Below are 25,915 nucleotides of genomic sequence, written 5' to 3' on the forward strand. Positions count from 1 at the left end.
CCGCTCGCCGTCAGCGGAAGCCGCCGCGGTTCGGATCCTTGTCTTCTTGCCCGTGTTCCGGCGTGCGCGCGGTGGGCAGGTGCCAGCCGAAGCGGATCGCGGCCAGGCGCAGGCCGAAGCACAGGGCGGCGCCGGCGCAGGCTGTGGCGGTGGTGGGTAGCTGCAGGGCGTCGCCGAGCACGACCACGGCGGCCCCGGCCAGCGCCGCGACGGCATAGATGTCGGAGCGGAACACGGCCGGCACGTCGTTCAGCAGGACGTCGCGCGCCACGCCGCCGCCGATGCCGGTGAGCATGCCGAGCAGCGCCGCCATCCATGGTTCCAGCCCGAACACCAGCGCCTTCTGGGCGCCGGCCACGCAGAACAGGGCCAGGCCGGCGCCGTCGAAAATCAGGACCGCGTTGCGCAGCCGGTTGATGAGTGGGTACCAGAAGAAGATCACCAGGCCGGCGAGGATCGAGACCGCGAGGTAGCGCCAGTCGCTGATCGCGGCCGGCGGGGTGGCGCCGATCAGCAGGTCGCGCACGATGCCGCCCGAGTTGGCGGCGACAAAGGAGAGCACCAGCACGCCGAAGATGTCGAGCCGGCGGCGGGCGCCGGCGGTCGCGCCGCTGAGCGCGAACACGAAGGTGCCGACCAGGTCGAGGGTCAGCACGAGGGTTTTCATGGCAGCTCCCATGTCGAGAGCGAGTACTTCAAACACGGCGGTCCTTGATACGAGTGAAAGACGAAACCCGCCATGGTACCCTAGAAGATCCCGCCCCGACACCCTCCTCAGTCGTCGCGGGATGCCAGCCAGCGGAAGATCGCCGGCCAGATCTGCGCGTGGGCGTTGGCGCCCACCAGCACCCCGACGTGTTGCAGGTTGACGCCGATGTCGCCGCCATAGTGCAGCAGGCATTTGCGCATACTTGCCGCCGCGTCGCAGAAGGGAGCGAGCGCCGCTTCGGGAATCAGCTTGCTGCGCGGGTCGACCACGCCGAGCAGCGGCGAGCGCAGGTCTTGCGGGCCGATGCGGCGCGCACCGATCGCGAGTTCGCCGCGCATGAAGGCATCCTTGCGGTAGAGCTCCTCGACCAGCTCGGTAAACAGCCGGCCAGGCAGCGGGAATTCGTCGTGGGTCCAGCGCTCGACGCGCATGTGGGTGGCGAGCAGCTGCGGGTTGGACAGCGACAGCCAGCGATCGAGCATGCGTTCCCATTGGAAGGCATGCGGCTCCGCCATGGCGCTCATCAGGTTGAGAAACACCCCCGGCACCTGGCGGAAGTTGTCCGCGACCTGGCGCGCATGAGGCGTCGCGTTGACCAGCGGCCGGAAGCAGCAGGAACCGTGCTCGAAGTGCAGGGGCGACTCCAGCAGGATGACGGCGTCGATCGCGTCCGGGTGCAGGCAGGCGTGGATGGCGGCCAGGATGCCGCCCAGCGAGTGGCCGGCGATGGCGACGCTGTCCCTGCCACTGTCGCGTGCGATGGCCTGGCGGCAGGCCGTCAGCAGGCGGTCGCCATAGTCGTCCAGGCCGAAGTCGGGGTCGTCGTCGTCCGCTATCTGGGTCCACTCGGCCAGGTGGACCCGGTAGCCTTGCTCCATCCAGCGCCGCACGACGCTGATCTCGGGTGCGAGGTCCCAGATATAGGAGCGCTTGATGGGCGCCGGAACGAGGAGCACGGCCGGACCGTCGGGCTGCTCGTCGCCGTAGCGGCGCAGGTTCAGGCCGGGCTCGCTGTGCAGGATGCTGAAGGGCGTTTCCTGCGGGCCGTAGCCGGCGCGGTCGAGCAGCCGGCCGCGCTCCTGGCGCGTACGGTCCATGTTCTTGAGGGCGGCGGCGCCCCAGGCGCCAAGCGAGGGCAGGGCGGGATGTGCGGCTGCTTGCGAAGAAGTCGGTGCGTGCATGGCGGTCTCGTCGGATTGGGAGAGCTACTCTACGCCGCCCGCGGTACGCCTTCAATCGCGCACGTTTGGAATGGCGGCGGCATTTGCGGCGTATTAAACTCCAAGACCCGAAGCTTTCCCGAGAGATCGACAAAGCGTGGTCTATCGTTTCCTGGCGGATGCCGTGTTGCTCGCGCACCTCGCCTTTATCCTCTTCGTCGTGTTCGGCGCGCTGCTGGTGGCGCGCTGGCCGCGCCTGTTGCTGCTGCACCTGCTTGCTGCGGCCTGGGGCTTCGGCATCGAGGTGCTGGGCGCGATCTGCCCGCTGACCTACCTCGAGAACCACATGCGCCTGCTGGCCGGCGGTTCAGGCTACAGCGGCGGCTTCATCGACCACTACCTGCTGCCGCTGATCTATCCGGGGGCGATGAGCCGCGGCCTGCAGCTGGCGCTGGCGGCCGCGGTGCTCCTCATCAATGCCGGACTGTATGGCTGGATCGTTTACTCGAACCAGGAGAAGCCGTCGCGCGCCAGCAGGGCAAAGGCTTCCGACGGGCCCCAGGAACCGGCCGGATAAGGGTGCGGCTTCTCGCCCAGCGTGCTCCAGCCTTCGATGATCGGGTCGGCCCATTCCCAGGCGGCTTCCAGTTCGTCGCGGCGCATGAAATGCGTCAGGCGGCCGCGCACCACGTCAATCAGCAGGCGCTCGTAGGCTTCGGCGCGGCGCTGCTGGAAGGCGGACTGCAGGTCGAGATTCAGCGCCACCTGCTGCATCTGCATGCCGCTGCCCGGCTGCTTGGCCATGAGCTGGAGCTTGATCGCTTCTTCCGGCTGCAGCTCGATCACCAGGCGGTTGGCGACCCCGCCCGGCATGTCCGGGAACAGCGGGAAGGGCGGGTTGGCGAACTCGACCACGATCTTGGACGAGCGGCGCTGCATGCGCTTGCCGGTGCGCAGGTAGAACGGCACCTTGGACCAGCGCCAGGTGTCGATGTGGGCGCGCAGGGCGACAAAGGTTTCGGTCTTGCTGTCTGCCGGGACGTTCTTTTCTTCGTGGTAGCCGGGCACTTCCTGGTTGCCGCTGACGCCGTGGGTATATTGCCCGCGCACGGTGTCGCGGGCGATGTCGGCCAGGCCGAAGCGGCGCAGCGAGCGGATCACCTTCAGCTTTTCATCGCGCACGGCGTCCGGCGACAGCGAGGTCGGCGGCTCCATGGCAACGATGCACAGCAGCTGCAGCAGATGGTTCTGTACCATGTCGCGCATGGCGCCGGTGCCGTCGTAGAAACCTGCGCGGCTGCCCACGCCCACTTCCTCGGCCACCGTGATCTGCACGCTCGAGATGTTCGGCGCGCGCCACAGCGGTTCCAGGATTGAGTTGCCGAAGCGCAGCACCATCAGGTTCTGCACGGTTTCCTTGCCGAGGTAGTGGTCGATGCGGTAGATCTGCGATTCGGCAAAGTGCTTGCCGACCGCTTCGTTGATCTCGATGGCGGACGCCAGGTCGTGACCCAGCGGCTTTTCCAGCACCACGCGGGCCTTGGCGTCGACCAGGCCGGCATCCGCCAGCTTGTCGCAGATGGTGGTGAACAGGGCCGGCGCCGTCGACAGGTAGAACACGCGCTGGGCGCCCGGATGGGTGGCGCGGGCCAGGGCGCTGAAATCGGGCGCCTGCTGGACGTCGAGGCGCACGTACTCGAGCAGCTGCAGGAAGCCGTCCCAGGTCTTTTCGTTGAAGTTGTTGCTGGCGATGAAGCTGCGCGAGTTCGCTTCGATGTGGGCCAGGTAGGCTTCGCGGTCGAATTCCTGGCGGCCGGTCGAAATGATGCGGGTCGGCGTCGGCAGGTTACCGTGCAGGAAGGCCATGTAGAGCGCCGGCAGCAGCTTGCGCATCGCCAGGTCGCCCATGCCGCCGAAGATGATCATGTCAAGGGGGAGGCCGGTATCAGTGTCTGTCGAAGGGGTCATATTGAAAGCCAATTGAATCGCCAAATGAGTGAAAAACGCGGCACACGGGCGCGCTGCGCGCCCCGGCCAGGCTGGTCTGCTGTCGCCGCCCCTGATACGGTAGCAGAATGACAGCGGACGCGCACGGATTGTCCCTCGTGCGGTCCCGCTCATGGCCAGACGGGGCCCGGGGCGCAGGGTTGGGGCCGCGGGCGGTGGCAGCGCGTGGGCTGGACCCTCAAGCTTACATCCTGGACAATAATAAGGAAATGGCAAAATGCGGGCGAGGGCGCGTAGTTTTGCATAAATTGCAAATAATATTTGCATGGAAGCCCGTCCATGCAAATCTTGTTTGCATCGTGTGCGGTGGCCCGGGCAGTGCCGGGGCATGCACGGAGCTTCGCTTATACTGGCCCTTTCCCACTGCCCAGTGCACCCCATGCAGCGTCTTTTCCGCGTCGCCGCCTTTGCTACTGTCCTGCTCGCCGCAGGCTGCAGCAGCGTCAATCCCTACTACGACGCCAGCAAATCCCACCACCGGCCGCAAGGCTTTGCCAACAACTACGCGCCGAATCCGGCCTACCAGCGGCCCGTGAGCACGAATACCGGCTTCTTCGCCGGCTGGGCGGGCAGGATCAGGAACTGGACCTCGGATGGCGCCGAACGTGCTCCACTGGCCGCGGTGCCGAAGGTAGAGCCGGACCTGGGCTGGCTGCAGCAGAACCGCAGCGAGACGGCGCTGACGTGGATCGGCCACGCGACTTTTCTCCTGCAGACCGGCAACGGCGTGAACATCCTGACCGATCCGGTATTCGACGAGCGCGCTTCGCCGGTCTCCTTTGCCGGCCCGAAGCGCCTGCAGGCGCCCGGCGTGGCCTTGGACGACCTGCCGCACATCGACGCGGTCCTGATCAGCCACTCGCACTACGACCATTTGTCGCTCGATTCGCTGCGCGCGCTGTACCGCCAGAAGGGCGGGGCGCCGATGTTCTACGCGCCGCTCGGCATCGACCTGTGGCTGGCCAGGCACGTGACCGACGGCGACCGTTCGCGCATCGTACGGCTCGACTGGTGGGACAAGGCCAGCTACCGCGGCCTGGAACTGCAGCTGCTGCCGGTGCAGCACTGGTCCTCGCGCACGCCCTGGGATCGCAACGAAAGCCTGTGGGGCGCCTGGGCCGTGACCCGTCCCGGCTTCGCCTTCTTCTTCTCGGGCGACCTCGGTTATTCCAGGGATATCCAGGACATCGCCGCGCGCTTCCCCGACGGCTTCGACCTGGCCGCGATCGGCATCGGCGCCTACCAGCCCGTCTGGTACCGCAATTCCCACGTCAGCCCGGACGAGGCCGTGCGCATCCACCGCGAGCTGCGCGTGCGGCGCAGCGTCGGCATGCACTGGGGCACCTTTCCGATGGGCCAGGAGCGGATCGACCAGGCGCCGCGCGACCTCGCCATTGCGCGCCAGGCGCAGGGCGTGGCGGACGATGCCTTCGGCGTGCTGGCGATCGGCGAGACGCTTCGCCTCGGGCCCCGCGCGCCAGCAGCAAGCGGCGCCCCGTGAGAGCGGCGCGCCGGCTCAGGCCTTCACCGCCTTCTTGTTGGCCTGGGTGATGGTCCAGTAGTAGATCGTGCGGCCGTCGACCTCGTCCTTCTTCTCGGGCGGCCAGTCCGGCCCCATGTCGAAGGCGTGCGACACCACCCGGGTGCCCACCTTCAGCTGCTGCCACAGGCGCGGGCGCAGCTTGACGTTCACCGAGGGCAGCAGGTAGAGCGTCACGACGGTCGCCGGCGATACGTCGGCCTGGAACAGGTCGCCCACCTTGAAGTTGACGCGGTCGCTCACGCCCGCCTTCTTGGCGTTTTCCTGGGCCTCGGCGATGCGTACGGGATTCAGGTCGATGCCGGTGCCGCGCGCGCCGCGCGCCTTGGCGGCGGTGACGACGATGCGGCCGTCGCCGCAGCCGAGGTCGTAGAGCACGTCGTTCTTGCCGACCCGCCCCATTTCCAGCATGCGGTCGACCACGTCCTGCGGCGTGGGCACGTAGGGCACATCGAGATTCTTCGGCTCGACCGCGTCCTGCGCCAGCGAGGCGCGCATCGGCAGGACGAGCGAACCCGCAGTGGCGGCGGCGGACAGCAGCAGGGTACGACGGCGTTGGTCGGTATGCATGTGCAATCTCCTTCAGGTGGGTTCGAGAATGTCTAGGGGCGGGATCGTTCCTTGCGGTCGAGGAAGAGCAGCAGGAACGATCCGCTGGCAAGCACGGCCACCCCGATCCAGGCCGCGTTCAGCCCGCCGAGCGACTGGCTGTACACGTAGGACAGGCTGGACCAGAGCATCCAGGCGCAGGTGGCGCAGAACAGCAGGGGCAGCAGCGGATACAGGGGCACGCGAAACGGGCGCGGCAGGTCGGGCTCGCGCCGGCGCAGCACGAACAGCGACACGCCGCTCAGCAGGAAGAACAGCCAAAAAACCGGCGCCGTGAACTCGACCATGGACTTGAAGCCGCTGCCGAAGGCGACGCCGATGCCGACCAGCAGCAGCGCGGCGGCGCACTGGATCGACATCGCCACCGCCGGGGTGCCGCGTTCGCCGTCCCAGCGCCCGAGGCGGCTGAGGGGCGGCCAGTCGCGCCCCATCGCATAGCCGGTGCGGGCGCCGACGATCATGGTGGCGTTGATCGAGGTCAGCGCCGAGATGGCGACCAGTACGGAGATGACGCGCTCGCCGGAGGCGCCGAAGGCCAGGCCCATGACGTCCGCCGCCAGCGCTTCGGATTTTGCCATGCCCTGCATGCCGAGCGTCTGCAGGCAGGCCCAGGTGACCATCAGGTAGAGCACGGTAATGATCAGGATCGAGAAGGTCAGCGCGCGCACCATGGAAGACGCCCCGCCGCGCACTTCGGCACTGATGTAGGCCGCCTCGTTCCAGCCGCCATAGGTGAGCAGCACGAAGACCATGGCCAGGCCGAAGGACACCGGCGCTGCCGCAGTCGCCGGGGCGGCGATGGCCGGCGCCGGATCGGTGAAGAAGGCCGCGGCCAGGGCCAGCAGCACCAGCCCGCCGATCTCGGCCAGCGTCAGCCACATCTGGGCGCCGGCGCCGGCGCGCAGGCCCTGCAGGTTGAGCAGCGACAGCACGACGATCACAGCGGCCGCATAGGCGGTCGCACCCCAGCCGTCCGGCAGCATGCTCAGCGGCACGGCCTGCTGCATGTAGTCGCCGAACACGAAGGCCAGCAGCGCGATCGACCCCGTGGTGATCACCGCAAAGCGGGCCCAGCCGAACAGGAAGGCGGTGCCGCGGCCGTAGGCGCGGTGCAGGAAATGGTAGTCGCCGCCGGGGTGCGGATAGGCGGTCGTGAGTTCCGAATAGCACAGGGCGCCCACCAGCGAGATCAGTCCGCCGAGTATCCACATGAGGAACATCCAGTCGGCACTACCGCTGAGTCCGGCGACGATGGAGGGGGCTTTGAAGATGCCGGCGCCGATGACCACGCCAACTATCAGGGCAACTGCCTGGCGTAAATCAAGTACGCGTCGGGGCGCCGTGCCGTCGCCGGTCGATGCAAACAAGTCCTCGTCGGTACGGTCCATGGGTGCCGATCAACACTTGAGAGGGAACTTTGCCGGCAAGCGCGCCGGCCCGGGAGCATCGTGCACAGGCCCGTGCGAGGACCTGCGGCGACCGATTATAAGGAAGCGCCCGCCGGGGTGGCGCGCGCCTGAAACGCGTGGACGGGAGCCGGTCCGTCCATGCCGGCGGGTGAACCGGCTTATTTCGACGTGATGTTGACCATGCCCTTGAAGTCATATGGAATCACGACCGTCTGCACCTTGCCTTCGGCAATGCCTTCCGCGATCTTCATCTGGGCCTGGGCCTGCATGTAGCTGATGGCGCCCGCGTTGGCGTTCAGCGCGGCGATCCGCTCGGCTTCCTTCTTCGCGATCTGGACCTCGACTTCCTTGGTCTTCTCTTCGTTCTTGGCGCGCACCAGGTTGTCGGCGCTGGCCTTGACCGCGTCGCTCGGCACCATGCTGCCGACCCGCACCTGCGAGATTACGATGCCGCTCAGCTTTTCCTCGTTGAGCGTGGCCGCCATCACTTCCTGGATTTCTTGCTCGATCTGGGCGCGGTTGTCGTTCATGTTCAGCGCCTCGTACTTGCGCGCCGTCTTGTACACGGCATTGCGCGCGGTCTGGTAGATGTAGGAATGCATCAGGTAGATGTCGCCGCTGTCGTCCACCGTATGGAAGGAGCGGCTCTTGTTGATGTACAGGTCGGACACCGACGAAGGCGTGATGTTGTAGATCACGCTGATGTCGAATTCCTTCATGGTCGAGTTGTCGGCCGCGAGCGGGGTCAGGTTCTGCACGTCGACGGTGACGTCCTTCACCGGGAAGGTGAGGATCTTGCCGACGATGGTCTGGTTGAAGCTGCCCGCGACGCGTTCCTCCGGTTCGATGGTCTTGTCGAAGTTGACGCGCAAGCCCACTTCGCCGGTGTCGACGATGGTGCAGCCGCTGGCCAGGACGCCGACGGCGGCTGCCAAGGCGATCACGAGGTACAGTTTTTTCATTCTTCTCTCCTTCAGGTATGTCTTGGACGCGCCGTATGGACGGGCGCGCACGAACGATACCAGAGTTGGAAGAGAGAAAATCCTCGGTTTCTCACGCAGGCTGGGGGCCCAGCAGGAAGGGCAGCGCACGCGCCAGCAGGGCGTCCGGCGCTTCTTCCGGAATGTAGTGGCCGCAGTCCAGCGCCTCGCCTTCGACCCGGGTGGCCACTTTGCGCCATTCCCGCAGCGGATCGAAGCAGCGCTGCACCACGCCCTGCGCGCCCCACAGCGCCAGCAGCGGCGTGTCGATGCGGCGGCCCGCATCGCGGTCGGCACGGTCATGTTCCAGGTCGATGCCGGCCGCCGCGCGGTAGTCTTCGCAGATGCCGTGGGCAGTGCCGCTCAAGGCCAGGCAGCGCGCGTACTCGGCCAGCGCGCGCGCATCGAAGGGCGCCAGCCCGGCGCTGCGCCGGCCCATCACGTCGCGCAGGTAGGCAGCCGGATCGGCCTCGATCAGGCGTTCCGGCAGCGGCGCCGGCTGGATCAGGAAGAACCAGTGCCAGTAGGCGCGCGCGAAGGCTTCGCCGGTGCCTTCGTACATCGCCAGGGTCGGCGCGATGTCGAGCAGCACGGCCCGGCGCACCGCCTGCGGATGGTCGGCCATCAAACGGTGCGCCACACGCCCGCCGCGGTCGTGCGCCATCACGCGGAAGTCATCGAAACCGAGTGCGCGCATCACGGCCAGCATGTCGGCGGCCATGGTGCGCTTGCTGTAGTTCATATGGTCAGGCGCGCCCGCCGGCTTGGATGAATCGCCATAGCCGCGCAGGTCGCAGGCGACCACCGTGAAGTGCTGCTGCAGGGCGGGCGCCAGCTTGTGCCAGATCGCATGGGTCTGCGGATGGCCGTGCAGCAGCAGCAGGGGCGGACCCGCCCCGCCCACGACGCCCGCGATCGACACGCTGTCGTCGACCGGAATACGAAACTGGCGAAAGCCTGGAAACAACGCGTTTTGCATATCGATATTTGCTCAGTGTGAGAGTGAAAAGTGTAGCAGGGCGCGGCAGCACATCCTTACGCCAGCCTGACTGTTGTAAATATGCTGGTTTGCAAGTTTCCGAATTGACATCCTCTAGCGTGCCCAGCAGTATCGAATGGCGCCTTTCGCATGCAGCGAGTCCGGCGCGGTCCAACAACAAGAGGAAAATCACGATGCACAAAACTGTAACGGAAAAAACCGTCCTTGCCCTCGCCATCGCCTCACTGTTTTCAAGCGCCCACGCCCAGGACGCCGCGCCCCCGTCCACCGATCCCGGCGCCGCGGCCACGGTGGTGGTGACCGGCACCCGCGTCGCCAACCGCACCGCGCTCGACACCGCCGCACCGGTCGACATCATCTCGGCCGAGACCCTGAAAAATACCGGCAGCACCGAAATCAACCAGGCGCTGTCGATCGCGCTGCCCTCGCTGAACTTCCCGCGCCCCGCGATCACCGACGGCACCGACACCATCCGTCCGGCCACCCTGCGCGGCATGGCGCCGGACCAGACCCTGGTGCTGGTGAATTCCAAGCGCCGCCACGCGTCCTCGCTGGTGAACGTGAACGGCTCGATCGGGCGCGGCTCGGCGGCGGTGGACATGAACACGATCCCGACCGCGATCGTGAAAAGCATCGAGGTGCTGCGCGACGGCGCCGCCGCGCAATACGGCTCGGACGCGATCTCCGGCGTGGTCAACCTGCGTCTGCGCACCGACCGCAGCGGCGGCGAAGCCAGCGTCACCTACGGCGCGCGCAAGACCGAATACGATTTGTGGAACGACGTCGCCCCGACGGGCGCCACCTGGACCGCACCGGGCTCGCGCGAACGCACCGACGGCCAGACCGCCACCGTCAGCCTGTGGAAGGGCCTGGCCCTGGGCGAGGACGGCTACCTGACCATCGCGGCCGAGTACAAGGACCAGCACCGCACCGAACGCAGCGGCTACGACATGCGCCAGCAGTATCCGCGCCTGGCCAACGGCAGCTTCGATCCGCGCGAACTGACCATCAACCGCTTCAACGCCTGGTATGGCGAACCGGAGATGGAGCAGGCGACCGTGTTTGCCAATGCGGGCTCCAACCTGGGCGGCGGCGTCAAGCTGTACGGCTGGGCGAGCTACCAGAACCGCGAGGCCCGTTCCGGCGGCTTCTTCCGCCCGGCCCAGGACGCGCGCAACATCATCTCGATCTACCCGGACGGCTTCCTGCCGATCATCGCGCCCACCGTCGACGACTTCGCGCTCACGGGTGGCGTCACCTGGACCCAGGGCAGCTGGGACATGGACGCCTCGCTCGGCTACGGCAAGAACAAGATGAAGTACGACATCCAGAACACGCTGAACCGCTCGATCGGCCCGACCAGCAAGCGCGAGTTCTATGCCGGCGGCTATGCCTACGACCAGCTGGTGTTCAACCTGACCGGTGTGCGCTCGCTCGATGTCGGCGCCTTGTCTTCTCCGCTGAACCTGGCGGTCGGCGTGGAGGCGCGGCGCGAAGGCTACGAGCTGTTCGCGGGCGAGCCGGATTCCTGGCGCGCCGGTCCCGAGATCCTGCCGAGCGGCGTGCCGGCGGCGCCGGGCGCCCAGGTGTTCCCGGGCTTCCGCCCCTCGAACGAAGTGGATGCGCATCGCAGCGCGGTTGGCGCCTTCGTCGACCTGGAAGCGAACATCACGCCCGAGTTCCTGGCCTCGGTCGCCGTCCGCGGCGAACACTACACCGACTTTGGCAACAGCCTGGCCGGCAAGCTCTCCGGCCGCTACGACTTCAGCAAGTCCTTTGCGCTGCGCGGCGCGATCCAGAACGGCTTCCGCGCGCCGTCGCCGCAGCAGCAGAACTTCACCGCCACCTCGACCAACTTCATCAACGGCGTGCCCTTCGAGATCACGACCTTCAAGCCGACCGACCGGGTCGCTGTGGCGCTGGGCGCCCGGCCGCTGGAGGCGGAGAAGTCGGTCAACGCCTCGCTCGGCGCGGTGCTGCGCTTTGATCCGTTCAGCATCACGATCGATGCCTACCGCATCGAGATCGAGGACCGCATCGTCCTGTCCGAGAACCTGACCCAGACCAACGTGCGCAATTACATCATCGCGCAAGGAATCAACGGCGTCGGTGGCGGGCGCTTCTTCATCAACGGCGTCGATACCCGCACCCAGGGCGTGGACGTGGTGGTGAGCTGGCCGTGGAAGACGGCGGCTGCCGGTAACTTCGACTTCACCGTGGCCGGCAACTTCACCGACACCAAGGTCACCAAGACCCCGGTGACGGCGCAGCTCGCAGCCCTGAACCCGGCGCCGGTGCTGTTCGACCGCCTGAACGTGCTCTCGCTGGAGAAAGGCCAGCCGGAGAACAAGGTCAGCGCCAACGTGAATTGGAAGCTCGGCCAGTGGGGTGCGACCTTCCGCGCCACCCGCTACGGCAAGGTGCTCTCGCCCGGCACCACGGCGGCGCTGGACTTCTGGATGGGGGCGAAGACGGTGGTGGACCTGGAAGGACGGGTGGCGCTCACGCCCAAACTGAGCCTGGCGCTGGGTGCGGATAACCTGTTCGACCAGTACCCGGAAACCCAGCCGCCGGCGCTGAACACCACCGGCAACACGCCGTTCGCGAACTACGCACCCTTCGGGCGTGGCGGGCGCTTCATCTACGCCCGCATGAACTACGGCTTCTAAGGGGATGTTGTAGGGTGGGCGGGTTTCCTGCCCACGCGGTGATTGTTGCAGGCTTCGCGGACGGGCCGGATGATCTCGCAGCTAGCTATCGCCGCGTGGGCGGAGAATCCGCCCACCCTACGACAGCGTCAGACAGCAGGAGGCGCGCCGGCGCCCGCGCCGGCGCTCAGCAGCCAGGCCAGCAGCAGCAGGAAGACCATCCAGCTGGCGAACAGCCTTGATAAGCGGCGGATGTCGGCCGGGTTCTCGAACAGGGTCGGGCGGGTGTACTGGACGCCGGCGAAGTAGGCCGCGAACACGGTCGCCAGGTAGTGCACGGCGCCGAACATCTCGCCCAGCTCGCCCTTGCGCGGATGCTCGATCAGCGCATGCGACAGCGCCACCAGCACCAGGTAGATGATGGAAGCCGACAGCGGCGGCAGGTACAGGCCGAGCTTTTCGACCCAGCTGCGCACGCCCGGCTTGAAGCGCGCCACCAGCGGCAGGATCAGGTTGTGCGTGAGGCCGGCGATGGCGATCAGCTTGAGCAGCACGTTCTTGTGCAGGCTGCCGTCGCCGACCGCGAGGTTGTGGATATTCGTTTCGCCCTGGCGGTTATTCTGCAGGAAGTATTCGGACGACTGCACATTCAGGATGCGCTGGAACCAGGAGATCTCTTCCAGCGCCGCCAATGCGCACAGCAGGCTCAGGCCGCCCAGCGCCAGCAGTTCCAGCACGCCGCGGTCGGCGCGTTTCAGGCGCTCGAAAAAGGCGAAGCCGAGCAGCATCGAGATCACGGTAAAGCACAGGAACTGCATCCATTCGACGATGCCGTCCTCGATCAGGATGTGCCACAGGGCGGCCGTGTCGCCCCGGTTGGCGAGCGCCAGGAAGAGGATGAAGAGATTGATGACGATCCCGGTGGCGATGGCGGGATGAAGAAGCGACTGCTTGTTGGCCACTGATTACTCCTTAATGGGTGAAAACGGTTCGTTGCCGGTGCTGTGCAGCGCCGGCAGCTCATGCTGGACCGCGGCCGGCTGCGCGCGGCTAGTGCGGCCGAGCAGGGCGCGCAGGGCGGCGGCGCCGAGGGAAACGAGGGCCCAGGCCCACAGCAGCGGGTCGAGCAGCGCATCGGCCAGGTTCCCGCTCGGCAGGCGCAGGAGCGAGAACAGCAGCAGGGCGCCGAGGACGGCGCAGGAAGTCCTTCTCGCCCGGCCCTTCAGCACGGACCAGGCGCAGGCCCCCGCCAGCAGCACGGCGCACAGCGCCGCACCAGGGCCGAAGCCCGCATAGTAAAAGCCACGCGAGAGCAGGCCGAAGGCGTCGAGGTAGAGCAGCGCGCCGCCCAGCGCCAGTGCGGCCGCCAGCTGGGTCGGCATGGTCCCTGGACGTTCGCCGCGCCAGCGCGCATGGAGCCGGGCGACGCACAGGGCGGCCAGCAGCGCGCTCGGGTACTGGAAGGCCAGGCCCAGGTGCCAGGCCGGCGAGGCCGCACCCGGCAGCGCCATCAGGAGCAGGCTGCCCGCCACGATGCCGGCCAGCGCGCGCGGCGGCATGCGCCAGGCTGCCGGCCAGGCACCCGCGACCAGCGCGGCCAGCACCAGGCCCCAGGCCAGGCGGGCGTACACGAACTGCAATCCGAGTTCAGGCAATGCCATCAGATGTTCTCCCCAATGCTGATCCGGTACCGGTGATGCGCGATCGCCTGGCGCTGGAAGGTATAGGTAACGTGCAGCTCATTGCCGACCTGCTGCATGGTTGGATACGAAAACTCGTCGCCAGCGCCGCCGGTGGCGACGTCCGCCACCTTCTGCCAGGTCTGGCCGTCTTTCGACAGCGACAGGCGCAACGTGCTGCGCGAGGAATCGCGGGCGCCCATGTGGTTGTGCAGCATCAGGAAGTCGCCGTTGGCCAGGCGCAGCGCGGCCAGCGAGGTGCTTTCGTTGTTGAGGTCCAGCGGCGGCAGGTCTTCCCAGCTGGCGCCGCCGTCGCGGCTGTAGGCGTGCTGCACACGCCGCTCGTCGCTGGCGTCGCGCATCCAGGCGCGCACCTCGTTGCGCGAGACCGGCACGATGGCCGGCTGCAGCGTGGTGGTGCGTGCGCCGATGCGCCCCAGACCGGCGGGCTCGCCGTCCGGGCCGAAGGACATCAGCATCGGGTACTTGATGCCGAGCTCGAAGTAGACCGGCAGCCACCAGCCGCCGTCGACCAGGCCGACGGCATTGGTGCGCACCAGCACGCTGGTATTGAACAGCGGCGACATCGGCAGCACGCGCTTCATCTGGAACGAAGCGCCTTCGTCGGAGGACACCATGTGGGCCACGCGCGAGGCTGCCCAGCCGCCCAGGCCGGTGGCGACTACATACAGGTGGATGCGGCCGCTGCGGTCGGTCCAGGCCACCGGGTTGCCGATGCGGCGCACGCCGAAGCCGAGTGCCTTGCCGAGCGAATCGCGGCTGGCGACTTCCCAGGGCTCGCCCCACTTGCCGTTGTGCCACTGCGATGCGTAGACCTTGACGTCCGGACCGCTCTCGCGGCTGCCGGCCCACCAGAAGGTCACCATGCGGTCGCCCGGCAGGGTGGCCATGGCGCTGGCGTGGGCGGAGGGCGTGTTGCGCGGCATCGGGATCAGGGAACGCGACAGCTCGGACAGGGTCGCGCGCCCGGGCACGACCGACGGCAGGGTCGACGGCGCGGCGGCGGCGCGGGCGCTGCGGGTCCAGCGCGCCGCTTCGGCGGCGCCGATGACCAGCACCACGGTCATGCAGGCAAGGGCGATGCGGCTGCGCGCAGCAGCGCGCGGTGGCAGGGGACGCTCCATACACTCCCGGCGGACCGGGCTGGCCGGGTCCGCGACACGTTGACTGTTACAGGTTTGAGAACTGCAGGGTTCGCGTCCAGGCGGAACGGGCATTCCGCGGTCTCTTTCGGGACGAAGCTGGCTGAGCTATAACCTGGCAAAGCCGCTATCCTACAGGAAAGAGCTCACAATGTGACATGGAACTTTCGTATTTACAGGGCTCCCGCGCCACACTTCGGTCGAACGGATAGCCGGTTCACGGGCCGGTTTCGGGACTTCGTCGCCCTGCGACTTGCCGCAATAGCATCGGCTCGGCAGAATGCGCTCATCTTGAACACATCGGAGTGAGACAGTATGAACAGCCTGCTCCAGGCCACAGCAAGCCGCCACCTCGATCATCCGCCTCCGGCTGAGCCGCGCTTCGCCCTGCGCCTGCTGCGCGACCTGCGCTTCGCCGCCTTGGTCGGCGGGGGGGCGGCGCTGATCATCACCCTGGTGGTCGGGCATCCGGAAACCCTGTACGAACAGCTGCTGTACTCCTGTTTCATTTCGGTGACGGGCTTCGCCATCGTCGACAGTGCACGCCTGCTGCTGTGGCCGGGGCCGGCCCGGACCCGCGCCCAGTGGGCAGCGCTGGTCGCGCTGGCGGCGCTGACCGCTCCCGTGGTCCACTTTTCAGCCGTGCAGGTGGTCGGGCCGCTGTTCCTGCATCCGACGCCCTCGCTGTTCGAGTATCCGACCCTGCCGCGCCTGAGCATGGTAGTGCTGACCTTCATGGTGCTGGTCGCCGGCACCTGGACCATCGAACACCGCGAGAACCTCCAGCGCGCCAGGTTGGAGCACCATGCGGCCCAGCTGCGCGCCGAGACCATCGAGCGCCAGGCCGTGCAGGCCCAGCTGCGCCTGCTGCAGGCCCAGATCGAGCCGCACATGCTCTTCAATACCCTGGCCAATCTGCAGGGCCTGATCGCGATCGACCCGGACCGGGCCAACGCCATGCTCGACCAGCTGATCCAGTACCTGCGCGCCACCCTCGGCGTCTCGCGCGCCGAAAGCACCACGCTGGGCGAGGAGTTCGCCGCGATGGAAGCCTACCTCGGCCTGATGGGCGTGCGCATGGGCGAGCGCCTGCGCTACCGCCTGGCGCTGCCGCAGGAGCTGCGCCAGCTGCGGCTTCCGCCAATGCTGCTGCAGCCGCTGGTCGAGAACGCGATCGTCCACGGGCTGGAGCCGAAGATCGAGGGTGGCGAAGTCACGCTCGCCGCCGAGCGCCGCGACGGCCTGCTCGACATCACCGTGCTCGACACCGGGCTGGGGCCGGGCCAGTCGTCCAGCAAGGGTGGCGGCGTGGGCGTGTCCACTACCCGCGAACGCCTGCGCGTGCTGTACGGCGAGCGCGCCTCGATCCTGCTCGCGCCAAGCCAGCCGCAAGGCACGCTGGTGCGCCTGACCCTACCTTTGGAGACCGCATGAACATCCGCGCCCTGATTGCAGAAGACGAACCGATCCTGGCGGCCACCCTGGCCCGCACCCTCACCACGCTGTGGCCCGGCCTGGAAATTGTCGGCACCGCGCCCAACGGCGTGGCGGCCGTCGAGCAGGCCCTGGCCACGCGGCCCGACGTGCTGTTCATGGACATCAAGATGCCGGGCCAGACGGGGATCGAGGCGGCCGAGGAGCTGGCCGAGCGCTGGGAAGGTCCCGCGCCGTTCCCGCACGTGGTGTTCGTCACCGCCTACGACGACTACGCGGTGCAGGCCTTCGAGCAGGCCGCGGCCGACTACGTGCTCAAGCCGGTCAACGAGACGCGACTGGCGCGCACGGTGGAGCGCCTGCAGGCGCTGCTGGGTAGCCGCCGCCAGGACGCCGACCCGCTCGAGCAGCTGGTCGGCCGCCTGCAGGCGCTGATGCCGGCCGCAGTCGCGCCCGAGCGGCTCGACTTCGTGCGCGCGGCCGTGGGCAACGTGGTGCGCATGATTCCGGTCTCGGACGTGGTGTTCTTCCAGGCCAGCGACAAGTACGTCAATGTGGCGACCGCCGAGAACGAAGCCCTGATCCGGGTGCCGCTCAAGGAGTTGCTGCCGCAACTGGACCCGGCGCGCTTCCGGCAGATCAACCGCAGCATGGTGGTGAACATGGCCTGCGTGACAAGCGCCGCGCGCGACGACATGGGCAAGGTGATGCTCAAGCTGAAGCACCGCCCCGAGCAGCCGCGCGTCAGCCCGGTCTACGCCCACCTGTTCCGGCAGATGTGAGCCGCAGCGCGGCGCCCAACACCAGGTGGACCGTGAACGAGCAGGCGGCGATGACGGATGTGATCAGTACCGGCAGCACCGCGCCGAAGGTGAAGCTCATGCCGAGTGCGAAGCCCAGCACGTATTCCGCGCGATAAGCATGCACGAACAGGCCAACTGCGAAGGCGCCGAAGAAAATCCAGGTAACGGCCGGGTGGCCGAGGGTGAAAGCGATCGCCAGCGTCGCGCCCCACAGCAGGGCAGCGACGAAGCGCAGACGCACCTGGGTGAAGAAACGCTCGTGGCTGCCGCCCTGCGTCAGGCTGGCGGCGCGGCGCTGGATGCGGCCGACCAGGAACCATACCAGCAGCGGCACCACCAGCAGGCCCCACCAGTTGGAGATCGCGGGCAGGTCGGGATTGTTCAGCAGGTGGTGGGCCGGTACGCCGCCGTGCGTGTATTCCCAGCCCAGATGGCATAGTTCGGCGACGAGGGCGGTGGCAGCGAGGATGAGGCGAGACTGCGGGGCAGGGCGGTCGAACATGGCGCGTTTCCTTCGCAAAGGCAGGGATCGGGAGGCCGATGCGTCGATCCTAGCGCACTTGCTTGTTTTGCCACAACTCGCCTTGGGTAAAATGGCTCGGCGCCCTCAGTCGAGCATGCCCAGGATATCGGCCGTCCTCTCCACCTTCGCGTACTCGGCCGCCAGGTTGGCGAGCGACATCGCGTGGACCTCGTCGGCGCTGCGCAGCGCGCCCGTGTAATCGCGGCGTGCAAAGGCGAAGCAGGCGTCGGCGGCGACCATCACCTGGAAACCGAGGTTGCCGGCGCTGCGCACGCTGCATTCGACCGAAATATTGGTGCTCACGCCCGCCACCACCAGCCGCTCGATGCCGCGCACCCGCAGCCAGCGCTCCAGGGTGGACTGGATGAAGGCGTCCGGGACGTTCTTCTCCACCACGTGTTCGCCCGGACGCGGCGCGAACACCGGCTGGAACTGGGCGCCCGGCTGGCCGGGAGCGAAGCCGGAGTCCGGCGAACGCGACATGTGGCGCACATGAACCACCGGCCCGCGCCGGCCGCGCCAGGCGTCCAGCAGCAGGTCGATATTGGCTTCCGCCTGCGGGTTGTTGCGGGCGCCGGCGCTTGGGTCGGCCATGCACTGCTGCATGTCGATGATCAGGAGGGCGGGTTGGTCGCGTTGCATGGGCAGGTCCGGAAATGGTCTTGACCTTTATGGTACCGCAGGGACTACCGAGATATGCAGACGACTACGTTGTTACCCTAATGCTGCTGTTATTTATGAAGGTGAAACAACAGCGCAAGCACCGACGGAGCAAGCCTGCTTCCTGCAGTCCTTCCTCGAAAACGGCTGCGTCGAAGACCGTTGCCGCATAGCGAGGTTACTGTAGGGTTCCCGGCGGCGCTTGAAATGCCTGTGTTTCTGGATGCCGGGGAGCCATGATTTCATGGCCCTTTGCGTTTACACTCGCCACAGCTGTTATATCGTCCGGATACCTCCGCGTTCGTCAAATCCCAGCGCAGCTAGCACTGCGCCATAAAGGCCGCTGTTGGCTATATCTACTCTCGAATACGAAGCGGATGCGAAGGACTCGACCGCCTCCGCATATACTGCTGTTCCTATCGCCTCCACCATCTCTGCTCTCTGTGCATCGGTTAGTGGCTTCGGTAAAGGTATGCCTATCGAAGTGAGGATGTTTGAAGCGTAGGTTTCAGCCGTGCTATGCAGTTCTTCAGGCTCAAGCTTGTGCGCGAGATCATTCCTGAGTTTGTTCAAGTTTCCCATCGCCTTCCAAATCCAGTGGTCCTGATCCACGTCGGTGCAAAATGCTCGCGTTACTTGCAAGGCCTGAGCGAACGTGAGTTTCGCCTTTTTCATAGCAGCGGGATTAGCAGCCCGCTGCTCTAAGAATGTTCGAAGTAGATCCTCGACGAGCAGGTGGGTCTTGAGGATTGAGAACGTTGGATCACCTGGCTGAGGTGTTACGCTCTTTAAGAACCTGATCGTGAAGTGATCTGACATGGCGAGTGTGTAAATGGTCGGGCTCCCATGGTAACCCAGCCGCTAGCCGCTAGCAGGCTTTGATACACTAGCACTTTTCTAATATCTACAGGTTTGATGATGGCGCAACCGCTGGAGCTTCGCGCATGCGCTCTGCAATCCCTGCTCGCCCTTGATCCAGCCGCCAAGACGGCGGGTGTGGCGGCGCTGGTCGCGGCCCACGCGCGTGGCGAGACCACCCTCGATCGTGACGCGCTGCCCGGCGCGCCGGACGTCATTCCCGGGCGCCCGGCGCGCCCGGAACTGGTGCCGCCGCGACTGGTGGGACGGCGTTCGATGGCCACCGTCGAGGGCCGGGCCATGCTGATCCATGCGCTGGCGCATATCGAATTCAATGCCGTCAACCTGGCGCTGGACGCCCTTTGGCGCTTTCCCGGCATGCCGCCGGAGTACTACAGCAACTGGCTGCGGGTGGCGGGCGAGGAGGCGCTGCACTTCGAGATGCTGTGTGCGCACCTGAACACGCTCGGCTACGCCTACGGCGACTTCCCGGGCCACGACAGCCTGTGGGAGATGGTCGAGAAGACCCGCGGCGACGTGCTGGCGCGCATGGCCCTTGTTCCTCGCACGCTGGAGGCGCGCGGACTGGATGCGATCCCGCCGCTGCGCGCCAAGCTGGCGCAGGCCGGCGACGTGGAGGCGGCGGCCATCCTCGACGTGCTGCTGCGCGACGAAGTCGGCCACGTCGAGATCGGCAACCGCTGGTACCTGTACCTGTGCGGCCTGCGCGGCCTTGAGCCGATCGCGACCTACGGCGAGCTGACGCTGCGCTATAAAGCGCCGATGCTCAAGGGGCCATTCAATATCGAAGCACGGCGCCAGGCGGGCTTCAGCGAAGCGGAGCTGGCGCGCTTCGCCTAGACCCATGGATGCCACGCCGCTGCAGGGCTTTCTCCTGACGCGCCACTGGCGCGACACGGACGCCGGGGTCGAGGTCGACTTCTGGATCGCGACCGAACAGGGTGCGCGCCGGGTACGCCTGCCCCTCCAGACCCCGGTCGCCTTCCTGCCGCTGGAGCAGCGCAAGACGGCCGAACTGGTATTGGGCACGGAGCGCGGCTGCGAGCTGCGCGAACTGAGCTTGTGCGACTTCCATCACCGACCCGTGCTGGGTCTGTACTGCCGCCAGTACCGCCAGCTGCTGCGCGTGGAAAAGCGCCTGCGCGAATTCGGGGTCGACGTCTACGAGGCCGACGTGCGTCCGCCCGAGCGCTACCTGATGGAGCGCTTCATCACCGCGCCGGTGCTGGTACACGGCACACCGGATGGGCAGGACCCCAGCCTGATCGTCGATGCCCAGCTCAAACCTGACGGCGACTACCGCCCGCAGCTACGCCTGGTCTCGCTCGACATCGAGACCAATCAGCACGGCGAGCTGTATTGCATCGGTTTGCAGGGCTGCGGCCAGCGCCAGGTCTACATGCTGGGCGAGCCGAACGGCATCGACGCGCCGCGCCACTTTGACCTGGAATACTGCGAGAGCCGGGCCGCGCTGCTGGACCGCTTCGAGGAATGGATGCGCCGCCACGATCCGGATGCGATCATCGGCTGGAACGTGATCCAGTTCGACATGCGCATGCTGGTGCAGGCCGCCGAACGCGCCGGTCGACCGCTCAGGCTGGGACGCGACGGCAGCGCCATCGAGACCCGCGAGCACGGGCGCTCCGAGCATTTTTTTGTGTCGATCGCGGGGCGCCTCGTCATCGATGGCATCGAGGCGCTGCGCTCGGCCACCTACAGCTTTCCCTCGTTCAGCCTCGAGTCGGTGTCGCAAACCCTGCTGGGCGAAGGCAAGGCGATCGACAATCCCTACAGCCGGATGGACGAGATCAACCGCATGTTCGCGGAAGACAAGCCGGCCCTGGCCTTCTATAACCTGAAGGACTGCGAACTCGTCACCCGCATCTTCGAAAAGACGGAGCTGTGCCGCTTCCTGCTGGAGCGCGCCAGCGTCACCGGACTGGCGGTGGACCGCAGCGGCGGCTCGGTGGCGGCGTTCGAGCACCGCTACATGCCGCTGATGCACCGCCAGGGCTTCGTCGCGCCGAACATCGGCGACGTCGCCGCCGGCGACAGTCCGGGCGGCTTCGTGATGGATTCGCGCTCGGGCCTGTACGACTCGGTGGTGGTGCTCGACTATAAAAGCCTGTACCCCTCGATCATTCGCACCTTCCTGATCGACCCGGTCGGGCTGGTGGCCGGCCTGGCCGAACCGGAGGATGCCACCGTGCCCGGTTTTCGCGGCGCGCGCTTCTCGCGCGCACGCCACTGCCTGCCCGGCATCGTGCGCCAGGTGTGGGAGGGGCGCGAAGCGGCCAAGCGCGAACGCAATGCGCCGCTGTCGCAGTCGCTGAAGATCATCATGAACGCTTTCTACGGCGTGCTTGGTACCACCGCCTGCCGCTTCTTCGACCCGCGCCTGGCTTCCTCGATCACGATGCGGGGCCACGACATCATGCACCGCACCCGCGCCCTGATCGAGGAGCAGGGCTACAGCGTGATCTATGGCGATACCGACTCCACCTTCGTGTGGCTGGGCGGGCCGCACGGCCAGGAAGGCGCCGAGCGCATCGGCCATGCCCTGGTCGGACAGGTCAACGCCTGGTGGCGCGAACACCTGGAGGCCGAGTACGGGCTGGCATCCAGCCTGGAACTGGAATTCGACACCCATTACGCGCGCTTCCTGATGCCTACCGTGCGCGGCTCGGACGAAGGCAGCAAGAAGCGCTATGCCGGCCTGGTGACGCACGCTGACGGCAGCGAGGAGGTGGTGTACAAGGGACTGGAGACGGTGCGCACCGACTGGTCGCCGCTGGCCCAGCAGTTCCAGCAGGAGCTGTACCTGCGCGTCTTCAAGCGCGAGCCCTACGAAGCCTGGGTGGCCGACTACGTGGCGCGCACCCTGCGCGGGGAGCTGGACGAGCTGCTGGTCTACCGCAAGCGCCTGCGCCGCCCGCTCGACGAGTACGAGCGCAACGTCCCGCCGCACGTGCGCGCGGCGCGCATGGCCGACGACTTCCACACGGGCCAGGGTCGTCCTGCGCAGTACCGCAGGGGTGGCTGGATCCGCTACGTGATGACGACCGCCGGACCGGAACCGCTCGAACTTCGCCGCGCGCCGATCGACTACGAGCATTACCTCACCAAGCAGCTCGAGCCGATCGCCGACGCCATCCTGCCCTTCCTGGGAGACAGCTTCGCGCGCCTTACCAGTCCTCAGGGTGCGCTGTTCTGAATGAAAAATGCCGCCCAGATGGACTAATGCCAGAGTTATCGCTCATCCGTAGGGTGGGCGGGTCTCCCGCCCACGCGGTCAATCCACAGCACTGCATCCCGTGCAGCTGTTCGTATCATAACTATGACCGCGTGGGCGGGGAACCCGCCCACCCTACAATTTCCGAATGAAAAACGCCGCCCGGGTGGGCGGCGTTTCGTGCTCAGTCTTCTTCCTGGAAGGCTTCCTCGCGTTTCTTGCGTAGCGCCGGCAGCATCACCACGATCAGGCACAGGGCGGCCATGCCCAGCAGGGTGGCGCTGATCGGACGCGTCACGAACACGGTCGGGTCGCTATGCGACAGCAGCAGCGCGCGGCGCAGGTGTTCTTCCATCATCGGCCCGATGATGTAGCCGAGCAGCATCGGCGCTGGTTCCGCGCCCAGCTTGGCGCAGATGTAGCCGAACAGCCCGAACAGCGCCATCAGGTAGACGTCGAACTGGTTGTTGTTCAGGCTGAACACCCCGATCGCGCAGAACATCAGGATCGCCGGGAACAGGCGGTGGTAGGGCACCATGATCATCTTGATCCACAGGCCGATCATCGGCAGGTTCAGGACCACGAGGAACAGGTTACCGAACCACATCGACACGATCAGACCCCAGAACAGGGCCGGCTGCTCGGTCATCACCGCAGGCCCCGGCTGGATGCCCTGGATGATCATGGCGCCGATCATCAGGGCCATCACCGGGTTCGAGGGGATGCCCAAGGTGAGCATCGGGATGAACGAGGTCTGGGCGCCGGCATTGTTGGCCGCCTCCGGCGCCGCTACGCCTTCGATCGCGCCCTTGCCGAATTCCTTTGCATTCGGCGAGATCTTCTTCTCGATCGAATAGGACGCGAAGGACGCCAGCATGGCGCCGCCGCCCGGCAGGATGCCGAGGGCTGAGCCAAGTCCGGTACCGCGCAGCACCGGCGCCACGATGCGCTTGAGGTCACTCTTCGACGGCATCAGGCCGGTGACCTTCTTCATCATCAAGGTGCGGTCTTCGTCATGCTCCAGGTTGCGGATGATCTCGCCGATGCCGAACATGCCCATCGCGACGATCACGAAATTGATGCCGTCCGCCAGTTCCGGCAGGTCGAAGGTGTAGCGCTGTGCGCCCGAGTTGACGTCGGTGCCGATCAGCCCGAGCAGCAGGCCGAGGAGCACCATGCCGATCGCGTTGAGCAGCGAACCGCTGGCCAGCACCACCGCGGCCACCAGGCCGAGCACCATCAGCGAGAAGTACTCTGCCGAGCCGAACTTGAGGGCCAGTTCGGCCAGCGGCGGCGCGAACAGGGCCAGCAGGACGGTGGCGACGGTGCCGGCGAAGAAGGAGGCCAGCGCAGCGGTGGCGAGCGCCTTGCCGGCATTGCCGTTGCGCGCCATCTGGTGGCCGTCGAGGGCGGTGACGACCGAGGACGATTCGCCCGGCAGGTTGACCAGGATGGCCGTGGTCGAGCCACCGTACTGGGCGCCGTAGTAGATACCGGACAGCATGATCAGGGCCGAGATCGGCGGCAGGCCGAAGGTGGCCGGCAGCAGCATCGCGATGGTCGCGATCGGGCCCAGGCCGGGCAGGACGCCGACGGCGGTGCCGACGAAGACGCCGACCAGGCAGTAGAACAGGTTGGTCAGGGTGAAGGCCGTTTCCAGGCCCAGTCCGAGGTTGGCGATGATTTCCATGTTGTCAGCCTCCGTTCAGCCAGGGGCCGATGATCGGCATCGGCAAGCCGAGCAGCTTGACGAACAGGACCACGGCGAACAGGGTCAGCCCGACCGCCAGCAGCAGCGTGCTGCCGAGCTGGAACTTTTTACTGGCATACGCGCTCAGCATGACCAGGACGAAGGCGGCGACGGCCAGGCCGGCGCCGCGCATCAGGACGCCGAACAGCAGCACCGCGCCCAGGATGATGGCGATATCCTTGAAATGGAAGGTGCCGATTGCGTCGTGTGCCTCGGAATGGCGGCCGATGAAGGCGCGCACGATGTCGATCAGGCCGACGAAGGCCAGCAGCCAACCGAGGGCGGTCGGAAAATAACCGGGGCCCATGCGGCCGGCGGTGCCCATGCCGAGCTCGCGGCCGAAATACACGGCAGCGAGCCCGAAGGTGACGAAGATGATGCCGATCCAGAAATTCTTCGGATGGCGGATGGTGGAAGCCACAGCGAAACCCCTTGTTGCTTGTTGTTGTCAGGTGGTGCAAGGCCGCACGGCAATCGCCGCGCGGCCTCCCGCGGAGCTGGCGAGCGCTCAGTCGGCGTACTGGCCGGCCTTGGTGATGATCGGGCCCCAGCGGTCAACTTCCGCCTTCACGTGGGCGCGCAGGGCTTCCGGACGGGCGCGGTTCTCGGCTACCGGCTCGGTGCCGAGGTCGGCGAAGCGCTGCTTCACGGTCGGGTCCTTGAGCGCCACGCGCAGGGCGTTCGACAGGGCGTCGACCACCGGCTTCGGCGTGCCTTTCGGTGCGTACACGCCGTGCCACACCGACACCTCGAAGCCCGGCAGGCCGGCTTCGTTCATGGTCGGCACGTTCGGCATCGAGGCCAGGCGCTGCTTGGTGGTGACGCCGTAGACCTTGACCTTGCCGCTCTTGATCTGGCTGGTGGTATTGGTGGTCTGGTCGCACATGATGTCGACCTGGCCGCCCAGCATGTCGTTCATGGCCGGGCCGGTACCCTTGTACGGCACTGTGGTCAGGTCGACCCCGATGGCGGTCTGGAACAGCATGCCGCACAGGTGCGAAGCCGAACCGAGGCCCGCGTTGGCATAGGTGACCTTGGTCTTGTTGGCCTTCACGTAGGCCAGCAACTCCTTGAAGTCCTTGGCAGGGAAGTCCTTCTTGGCGATCAGGGTCATCGGCACGTCGGTGACCAGGCCGACCGGTTCGAAGTCGGTGAGCGCGTTGTAGCTCAGCTTGCGGTACAGGGCCGGGGCGGTCGAGTGGCCGATGTGGTGCAGCAGCAGGGTATAGCCGTCCGGGGAGGCCTTGGCCACGCGTGCAGCGCCGATGGTGCCGCCGGCGCCGCCGACGTTTTCGATGATAATCTGCTGTTTCAGGGTATTGCCCATCGACTGGGCGACCAGTCGCGCCACGGTGTCGGTCGGTCCGCCGGCGGCGAAGGGCACGATCATCGTGATGGTCTTGGTGGGGTAGTTCTGGGCCGAAGCGCTTGCGGAAACTGTTGCAGCGCCCACCAGGGCGATGGCGGCGACGGAGCGCAGGAATGTGGTTTTCATCGGTGTCTTCCTCTAACCTCGGTTTGTCTCGGTTTATTGTGTTGGCGACGCAGGGACAAGCACGAGACGGGCCGCGACGAATCGGGCCAGTCGCCATGGAGCGCGTCCATACGTACGGCTTGTTGTACCAGCAAATAGATAGATTTGCAACTACGTGGAAACCCGTATGGCATGCCGGAAAAGATTCTGAACAATTTGAAAACTGCCGTCCTGACGCGCATCCAGCGCCATGCGC

At 66.6% G+C, this 25,915-nt stretch carries 23 protein-coding genes; 7 read left to right on the forward strand and 16 right to left on the reverse strand.

The window, feature by feature from the left end; translation table 11 throughout:
• Nucleotides 1–10: 10 nt before the first annotated feature.
• Together LK542_RS17565 and LK542_RS17570 are read right to left on the reverse strand one after the other, a co-directional pair.
• Nucleotides 11–667 (reverse strand): trimeric intracellular cation channel family protein, encoded by a 657-nt coding sequence (locus LK542_RS17565; RefSeq protein WP_227812892.1) that lies wholly within the window; start codon nucleotides 665–667, stop codon nucleotides 11–13.
• A gap of 107 nt (nucleotides 668–774) precedes the next feature.
• Complete coding sequence (locus LK542_RS17570; RefSeq protein WP_227812893.1) at nucleotides 775–1,890, reverse strand: alpha/beta fold hydrolase; 1,116 nt, start codon at nucleotides 1,888–1,890, stop codon at nucleotides 775–777.
• Nucleotides 1,891–2,026: 136 nt separating this feature from the next.
• Between LK542_RS17570 and LK542_RS17575 the strand changes: the two genes are divergently transcribed.
• The gene (locus LK542_RS17575) at nucleotides 2,027–2,446 is read left to right on the forward strand and encodes a DUF2784 family protein (protein ID WP_227812894.1); all 420 of its coding nucleotides are present in this window, start codon (nucleotides 2,027–2,029) and stop codon (nucleotides 2,444–2,446) included.
• Here the strand turns inward: LK542_RS17575 and zwf are convergent.
• Nucleotides 2,371–3,837: a glucose-6-phosphate dehydrogenase gene (gene zwf / locus LK542_RS17580; RefSeq protein WP_227802494.1), complete on the reverse strand. Its 1,467-nt coding sequence runs from the start codon at nucleotides 3,835–3,837 to the stop codon at nucleotides 2,371–2,373. The two genes, LK542_RS17575 and zwf, sit on opposite strands and share 76 nt — an antisense overlap.
• A 418-nt stretch (nucleotides 3,838–4,255) precedes the next feature.
• Between zwf and LK542_RS17585 the strand changes: the two genes are divergently transcribed.
• The gene (locus LK542_RS17585; RefSeq protein WP_227812895.1) at nucleotides 4,256–5,377 is read left to right on the forward strand and encodes an MBL fold metallo-hydrolase; all 1,122 of its coding nucleotides are present in this window, start codon (nucleotides 4,256–4,258) and stop codon (nucleotides 5,375–5,377) included.
• A gap of 15 nt (nucleotides 5,378–5,392) precedes the next feature.
• Here LK542_RS17585 and LK542_RS17590 read toward each other — a convergent pair whose 3' ends face one another.
• The 4 genes from LK542_RS17590 to LK542_RS17605 all read right to left on the reverse strand — a co-directional run bounded on the left by LK542_RS17590 (nucleotide 5,393) and on the right by LK542_RS17605 (nucleotide 9,393).
• Nucleotides 5,393–5,986, reverse strand: coding sequence for a cyclopropane-fatty-acyl-phospholipid synthase family protein (locus LK542_RS17590; RefSeq protein ID WP_227802492.1), 594 nt, complete (start codon nucleotides 5,984–5,986; stop codon nucleotides 5,393–5,395).
• Between the two features lie 32 nt (nucleotides 5,987–6,018).
• The gene (locus LK542_RS17595; protein ID WP_227812896.1) at nucleotides 6,019–7,413 is read right to left on the reverse strand and encodes an APC family permease; all 1,395 of its coding nucleotides are present in this window, start codon (nucleotides 7,411–7,413) and stop codon (nucleotides 6,019–6,021) included.
• A 179-nt stretch (nucleotides 7,414–7,592) separates the two neighbouring features.
• Nucleotides 7,593–8,396 (reverse strand): SPFH domain-containing protein, encoded by an 804-nt coding sequence (locus LK542_RS17600; protein ID WP_227802490.1) that lies wholly within the window; start codon nucleotides 8,394–8,396, stop codon nucleotides 7,593–7,595.
• A 91-nt stretch (nucleotides 8,397–8,487) separates the two neighbouring features.
• The gene (locus tag LK542_RS17605; RefSeq protein ID WP_227812897.1) at nucleotides 8,488–9,393 is read right to left on the reverse strand and encodes an alpha/beta fold hydrolase; all 906 of its coding nucleotides are present in this window, start codon (nucleotides 9,391–9,393) and stop codon (nucleotides 8,488–8,490) included.
• 194 nt (nucleotides 9,394–9,587) lie between these two features.
• On the opposite strand from LK542_RS17605, the gene LK542_RS17610 reads away from it, so the two are divergent.
• A complete protein-coding gene (locus tag LK542_RS17610) occupies nucleotides 9,588–12,083 on the forward strand; it encodes a TonB-dependent siderophore receptor (protein ID WP_227812898.1) in 2,496 nt (831 codons plus the stop codon).
• 128 nt (nucleotides 12,084–12,211) lie between these two features.
• Here LK542_RS17610 and LK542_RS17615 read toward each other — a convergent pair whose 3' ends face one another.
• From LK542_RS17615 to LK542_RS17625, 3 genes are read right to left on the reverse strand one after another with little or no spacing between them, the layout of a single operon-like run.
• Nucleotides 12,212–13,024 carry a hypothetical protein gene (locus LK542_RS17615; protein WP_227812899.1) on the reverse strand — a complete coding sequence of 271 codons (813 nt, stop codon included), beginning with the start codon at nucleotides 13,022–13,024 and terminating at the stop codon, nucleotides 12,212–12,214.
• Nucleotides 13,025–13,027: 3 nt separating this feature from the next.
• Nucleotides 13,028–13,723, reverse strand: coding sequence for a hypothetical protein (locus tag LK542_RS17620; RefSeq protein WP_227812900.1), 696 nt, complete (start codon nucleotides 13,721–13,723; stop codon nucleotides 13,028–13,030).
• Complete coding sequence (locus tag LK542_RS17625; RefSeq protein ID WP_227802485.1) at nucleotides 13,723–14,886, reverse strand: sialidase family protein; 1,164 nt, start codon at nucleotides 14,884–14,886, stop codon at nucleotides 13,723–13,725. Before LK542_RS17625 ends, LK542_RS17620 begins: the two co-directional genes overlap by 1 nt.
• A gap of 333 nt (nucleotides 14,887–15,219) precedes the next feature.
• Here LK542_RS17625 and LK542_RS17630 point away from each other — a divergent pair, with 333 nt between their 5' ends.
• Nucleotides 15,220–16,338 (forward strand): sensor histidine kinase, encoded by a 1,119-nt coding sequence (locus LK542_RS17630; RefSeq protein ID WP_227812901.1) that lies wholly within the window; start codon nucleotides 15,220–15,222, stop codon nucleotides 16,336–16,338.
• Entirely contained in the window at nucleotides 16,335–17,120 is a 786-nt protein-coding gene (locus LK542_RS17635) for a LytTR family DNA-binding domain-containing protein (RefSeq protein WP_227812902.1), read from the forward strand. Before LK542_RS17630 ends, LK542_RS17635 begins: the two co-directional genes overlap by 4 nt.
• Here LK542_RS17635 and LK542_RS17640 read toward each other — a convergent pair.
• The 3 genes from LK542_RS17640 to LK542_RS17650 all read right to left on the reverse strand — a co-directional run bounded on the left by LK542_RS17640 (nucleotide 17,083) and on the right by LK542_RS17650 (nucleotide 19,143).
• Nucleotides 17,083–17,643, reverse strand: coding sequence for a hypothetical protein (locus tag LK542_RS17640; protein ID WP_227812903.1), 561 nt, complete (start codon nucleotides 17,641–17,643; stop codon nucleotides 17,083–17,085). The two genes, LK542_RS17635 and LK542_RS17640, sit on opposite strands and share 38 nt — an antisense overlap.
• A 105-nt stretch (nucleotides 17,644–17,748) precedes the next feature.
• Entirely contained in the window at nucleotides 17,749–18,306 is a 558-nt protein-coding gene (locus tag LK542_RS17645; protein WP_227812904.1) for a cysteine hydrolase family protein, read from the reverse strand.
• A 294-nt stretch (nucleotides 18,307–18,600) separates the two neighbouring features.
• The gene (locus LK542_RS17650) at nucleotides 18,601–19,143 is read right to left on the reverse strand and encodes a hypothetical protein (RefSeq protein WP_227812905.1); all 543 of its coding nucleotides are present in this window, start codon (nucleotides 19,141–19,143) and stop codon (nucleotides 18,601–18,603) included.
• A gap of 99 nt (nucleotides 19,144–19,242) precedes the next feature.
• Here LK542_RS17650 and LK542_RS17655 point away from each other — a divergent pair, with 99 nt between their 5' ends.
• Both LK542_RS17655 and LK542_RS17660 read left to right on the forward strand, forming a co-directional pair.
• Nucleotides 19,243–20,043 (forward strand): ferritin-like domain-containing protein, encoded by an 801-nt coding sequence (locus LK542_RS17655; RefSeq protein ID WP_227812971.1) that lies wholly within the window; start codon nucleotides 19,243–19,245, stop codon nucleotides 20,041–20,043.
• Between the two features lie 4 nt (nucleotides 20,044–20,047).
• The gene (locus LK542_RS17660) at nucleotides 20,048–22,417 is read left to right on the forward strand and encodes a DNA polymerase II (RefSeq protein WP_227812906.1); all 2,370 of its coding nucleotides are present in this window, start codon (nucleotides 20,048–20,050) and stop codon (nucleotides 22,415–22,417) included.
• A gap of 202 nt (nucleotides 22,418–22,619) precedes the next feature.
• On the opposite strand, the gene LK542_RS17665 is transcribed toward LK542_RS17660, so the two are convergent.
• The 3 genes from LK542_RS17665 to LK542_RS17675 form a co-directional block, all read right to left on the reverse strand.
• Nucleotides 22,620–24,125, reverse strand: coding sequence for a tripartite tricarboxylate transporter permease (locus tag LK542_RS17665; protein WP_227802479.1), 1,506 nt, complete (start codon nucleotides 24,123–24,125; stop codon nucleotides 22,620–22,622).
• A gap of 4 nt (nucleotides 24,126–24,129) precedes the next feature.
• Complete coding sequence (locus tag LK542_RS17670) at nucleotides 24,130–24,606, reverse strand: tripartite tricarboxylate transporter TctB family protein (protein WP_227812907.1); 477 nt, start codon at nucleotides 24,604–24,606, stop codon at nucleotides 24,130–24,132.
• An 87-nt stretch (nucleotides 24,607–24,693) separates the two neighbouring features.
• Nucleotides 24,694–25,680 (reverse strand): tripartite tricarboxylate transporter substrate binding protein BugD, encoded by a 987-nt coding sequence (locus LK542_RS17675; RefSeq protein WP_227812908.1) that lies wholly within the window; start codon nucleotides 25,678–25,680, stop codon nucleotides 24,694–24,696.
• Between the last annotated feature and the right edge of the window lie 235 nt (nucleotides 25,681–25,915).

This window comes from Massilia sp. IC2-477 (genome assembly GCF_020707265.1).
Taxonomy (GTDB): domain Bacteria; phylum Pseudomonadota; class Gammaproteobacteria; order Burkholderiales; family Burkholderiaceae_D; genus Telluria.

Excerpts from the sequence above, each read along its gene's own strand:
- LK542_RS17595 (WP_227812896.1), bottom strand. The coding sequence starts at position 7,413 with ATGGACCGTACCGACGAGGACTTGTTTGCATCGACCGGCGACGGCACG.
- LK542_RS17655 (WP_227812971.1), top strand. The coding sequence starts at position 19,243 with ATGGCGCAACCGCTGGAGCTTCGCGCATGCGCTCTGCAATCCCTGCTC.
- LK542_RS17645 (WP_227812904.1), bottom strand. The coding sequence starts at position 18,306 with ATGCAACGCGACCAACCCGCCCTCCTGATCATCGACATGCAGCAGTGC.
- LK542_RS17610 (WP_227812898.1), top strand. The coding sequence starts at position 9,588 with ATGCACAAAACTGTAACGGAAAAAACCGTCCTTGCCCTCGCCATCGCC.
- zwf (WP_227802494.1), bottom strand. The coding sequence starts at position 3,837 with ATGACCCCTTCGACAGACACTGATACCGGCCTCCCCCTTGACATGATC.
- LK542_RS17675 (WP_227812908.1), bottom strand. The coding sequence starts at position 25,680 with ATGAAAACCACATTCCTGCGCTCCGTCGCCGCCATCGCCCTGGTGGGC.
- LK542_RS17585 (WP_227812895.1), top strand. The coding sequence starts at position 4,256 with ATGCAGCGTCTTTTCCGCGTCGCCGCCTTTGCTACTGTCCTGCTCGCC.
- LK542_RS17640 (WP_227812903.1), bottom strand. The coding sequence starts at position 17,643 with ATGTTCGACCGCCCTGCCCCGCAGTCTCGCCTCATCCTCGCTGCCACC.
- LK542_RS17650 (WP_227812905.1), bottom strand. The coding sequence starts at position 19,143 with ATGTCAGATCACTTCACGATCAGGTTCTTAAAGAGCGTAACACCTCAG.
- LK542_RS17660 (WP_227812906.1), top strand. The coding sequence starts at position 20,048 with ATGGATGCCACGCCGCTGCAGGGCTTTCTCCTGACGCGCCACTGGCGC.
- LK542_RS17625 (WP_227802485.1), bottom strand. The coding sequence starts at position 14,886 with ATGGAGCGTCCCCTGCCACCGCGCGCTGCTGCGCGCAGCCGCATCGCC.
- LK542_RS17565 (WP_227812892.1), bottom strand. The coding sequence starts at position 667 with ATGAAAACCCTCGTGCTGACCCTCGACCTGGTCGGCACCTTCGTGTTC.
- LK542_RS17600 (WP_227802490.1), bottom strand. The coding sequence starts at position 8,396 with ATGAAAAAACTGTACCTCGTGATCGCCTTGGCAGCCGCCGTCGGCGTC.
- LK542_RS17605 (WP_227812897.1), bottom strand. The coding sequence starts at position 9,393 with ATGCAAAACGCGTTGTTTCCAGGCTTTCGCCAGTTTCGTATTCCGGTC.
- LK542_RS17620 (WP_227812900.1), bottom strand. The coding sequence starts at position 13,723 with ATGGCATTGCCTGAACTCGGATTGCAGTTCGTGTACGCCCGCCTGGCC.
- LK542_RS17635 (WP_227812902.1), top strand. The coding sequence starts at position 16,335 with ATGAACATCCGCGCCCTGATTGCAGAAGACGAACCGATCCTGGCGGCC.
- LK542_RS17630 (WP_227812901.1), top strand. The coding sequence starts at position 15,220 with ATGAACAGCCTGCTCCAGGCCACAGCAAGCCGCCACCTCGATCATCCG.
- LK542_RS17665 (WP_227802479.1), bottom strand. The coding sequence starts at position 24,125 with ATGGAAATCATCGCCAACCTCGGACTGGGCCTGGAAACGGCCTTCACC.
- LK542_RS17570 (WP_227812893.1), bottom strand. The coding sequence starts at position 1,890 with ATGCACGCACCGACTTCTTCGCAAGCAGCCGCACATCCCGCCCTGCCC.
- LK542_RS17590 (WP_227802492.1), bottom strand. The coding sequence starts at position 5,986 with ATGCATACCGACCAACGCCGTCGTACCCTGCTGCTGTCCGCCGCCGCC.